1 protein-coding gene and 3 pseudogenes are annotated in these 3,157 nt (G+C 37.9%); 3 read left to right on the forward strand and 1 reads right to left on the reverse strand.

Going from position 1 to position 3,157, the window contains the following annotated elements; translation table 11 throughout:
• On the forward strand, positions 1 to 1,234 hold a 1,234-nt coding region (locus tag BZG74_RS15350; RefSeq protein ID WP_077773340.1), incomplete at its 5' end, for a capsular polysaccharide export protein, LipB/KpsS family.
• Positions 1,235 to 1,326: 92 nt separating this feature from the next.
• Here BZG74_RS15350 and BZG74_RS15890 read toward each other — a convergent pair.
• Positions 1,327 to 1,446, reverse strand: a pseudogene (locus tag BZG74_RS15890) (ISAs1 family transposase); the annotation flags it as partial.
• A 335-nt stretch (positions 1,447 to 1,781) separates the two neighbouring features.
• Here BZG74_RS15890 and BZG74_RS15990 point away from each other — a divergent pair.
• Positions 1,782 to 2,057 (forward strand): annotated as a pseudogene (locus BZG74_RS15990) (transposase family protein); the annotation flags it as partial.
• A 193-nt stretch (positions 2,058 to 2,250) separates the two neighbouring features.
• Positions 2,251 to 2,970 (forward strand): annotated as a pseudogene (locus tag BZG74_RS15365) (ISAs1 family transposase); the annotation flags it as partial.
• Positions 2,971 to 3,157 lie beyond the last annotated feature (187 nt).

Consider the following 3,157-nt stretch of genomic DNA (forward strand, 5'->3'; position numbering starts at 1 on the left):
ATACTATAATTATATAAAAATACTGGATCGTGCTGATAATATAGGCGGCTACTCTTTTAGTCAAAGAGATAGGATTTTTAAAGAGCAGCTTAACTATTGGTTTTCAGTTTGTTTAAAGTTGAAACCAGAGCTGATAGTTTTTAGTAATGTACCTCATCTTGTGCACGACTATCCTTTATATTTAATAGCAAAAAAGTTAGAAATTGAGACACTAATTTTTAATGTTACTCCTTACTTCGGTTGGCATTTCCTAACTAGCTTTATTTCGTCAAAAAATGAATGTAACTTAGTTGATGTGAATTGCGATGATAACATAAAAAAAGAATTCAGAGAAATAGCGATAGCTCCTTACGCTGAAAAAAAATATTTCCTACCAAATTACATGGTTGATCAAATAAACTATGACCGAAAAAACAAGTTCGTATTACGTTGTAAGGGATTGCTAAAGAAAATACTTTTAAACGCTAAGCTTATAAATGATAAAAATAAAATTAGAAATAGTTATCAAAATAGTTTTTTTAGTTTCATCGGCCTTTCAGATGGTGTTGCAAGTTTTCTTTCTGAGCAAACACAAAAGATGTTCAAAAGAAAAATGATAAAGGAATACGAAAATAATATAGCTAATACTGATGATTTGAAAGAAACTGAATCATTTGTGTATGTTCCTCTACATTATCAGCCAGAAGCTACTACATCTCCTCTGGGTGGATTTTACTCAGATCAGCTCTACATGATTGAGAAATTGAGACAAGCATTGCCAAACGAAGTAACGATCTTGGTTAAAGAACACTATTCTCAATTCTCTGATGCATTACATGGGTATCGAGGGCGATTCTTAGAATATTGGAGATGTATTTCTTCTATGTACAACGTCAAATTAGTACCTATGGATATTGAACAAGAATGGCTAATTCTCAATTCTTTAGCTGTTGCAACTATTACAGGAACTGCAGGATGGGAAGCTTTGCAATATGGAAAACATTGCATTGCGTTTGGTGAACCTTGGTATGCTTCGCATCCTAACCTTATTCGTTTTGATGAACATAACTCGTCCCAATTGTATGATATGATTAAATATGAGCGAAATAGTGATTTAAGTGAAGACTTTGTTAATTTGTTTTCAAAGTCTCTAGTCAAAGTTGACTTACATGGTTATACTAAAGGCGAAATTAGTAGAGATTCAGAAAAAGTATCTAGAATAATTGTTGATTACGCCGTCAATAAAAAACGATAAAATCTAAAAAAATGAATAAGGTCGACCTGAATTCAGATAATAAGTGCAACACTCATGGTTAAGCTGGCGAGACAGGGCGAGCGCATTAGTGTTCATTTATCAACCATCGCCGGTATGCCTGCGGCTAAAACCTTCTCTAAGAAGCTGGTATTCATGAGACAGTGCTTCTGTTTGGCCACCAAGCTGATCTTGGTCGGCTCAGTCCGCACCACAGGAAAAACGCATGAAGATTCGCGCCATGCCTGGGGTAGCGACTTAATGACTAAGTTATCACTTAAGGCTAAGAACCTATCTCAATAGGTGTTGTCTGAGTAAATCAACACCTATTGAAAATACTGTAAATGAATTCGACACAATACCTAACAGGGAAAACGCACGAAGACCCGCGCCATGACTGGGCTAGCGATTTAATGACTTAGTTGTCAATTAAGGCTTAAAACCGTGCGTTGTACCATGTTTATTAATTAAAACTAGTGAAAATAAAGGATCAATTTGTTGATCATTTTCAGTGCGATTTAATGGTCTCCTAATGTTTAGGAGATTAAAAATGACAGAAGAAAAAAGTCCATTTATGCATTTCGTTTCCCTCAAAGATATTCGCCAAGAAGGAAAAGTTGAACATACGTTATCAGATATTATTTTGATAACGATCTGTGCGGTTCTTTCTGGTCATGATACCTGGAAAGGCATTAGTGATTATGGCCGTAAGCAGCGCGATTTCTTATTACGTTTTGGCTTTTCAGGTAAAACGTCACCGTCGGCAGATACGATCGCAAGAGTGATGGGAACCATCAGTCCAAAGGCATTACAAAAAGCCTTTATAGAATGGATGAAATCGTGTCATGAATTAACGGATGGCGAAGTGGTTGCCATTGATGGAAAAACACTAAGGGGCTCATATAATCGAGCAACAGACCAAGCTGCTATTCATATGGTTAATGCGTTCGCAACCGCAAATGGAGTGTGTCTCGGACAGTCGAAAGTAGACAGTAAGACAAATGAGATTACTGCCATNCTTTATAGAATGGATGAAATCGTGTCATGAATTAACGGATGGCGAAGTGGTTGCCATTGATGGAAAAACACTAAGGGGCTCATATAATCGAGCAACAGACCAAGCTGCTATTCATATGGTTAATGCGTTCGCAACCGCAAATGGAGTGTGTCTCGGACAGTCGAAAGTAGACAGTAAGACAAATGAGATTACTGCCATCCCTAAGTTGCTGGAATTGCTTGATGTTTCAGGTTGTTTGATTACCATAGATGCTATGGGTTGTCAGTACAAAATCGCACAGAAAATCATCGATAAAAATGCTGATTATTTGCTTGCCGTTAAAGGAAATCAAGGCAAGTTAGATAAAGCGTTTGATAATTATTACCGCCCGGCAATGCTTCAAAAATTTGATGGTGATAGCTACGCATCACAAGAATAATCGCATGGGCGTTTGGAAACACGATGTGCACTGATTAATACCGATTTAAGTGTATTAGGTGATTTGGCTTATGATTGGCCTGAATTAAAAACGATGGGCATCATGGTGAGTGTTCGTCAAGAAGGCAAACATGCTGAAGAGTCAGATATTTCAGTGCGCTATTATATAAGCTCAAAAGCACTGACAGCGAAAGAGCTTCATGATGCTACGCGCTCACACTGGTTAATTGAATCAATGCATTGGCAACTTGATGTTGGATTAAAAGAAGATCCCTGCCGAATTAGGGTGGATGACCAGGGCGAGATCGCGAACGTTTTTTGACCAAAACAGGATCGGTTTGACGATCACCTCTGGCTGTGATCATATAGGCCGATTCTAAAATAGTTCGGGATAGATACCGTGGATATCGATACATTTAAAGACTACTTCAGCGCCGTTGATGATAACCGCCAGAGTGCCAAGATAACCTACCCGCTTTTCGACCTGCTCT

The organism is Salinivibrio sharmensis (genome assembly GCF_001995985.1).
In the GTDB taxonomy this organism is placed as follows: Bacteria; Pseudomonadota; Gammaproteobacteria; order Enterobacterales; family Vibrionaceae; genus Salinivibrio; species Salinivibrio sharmensis.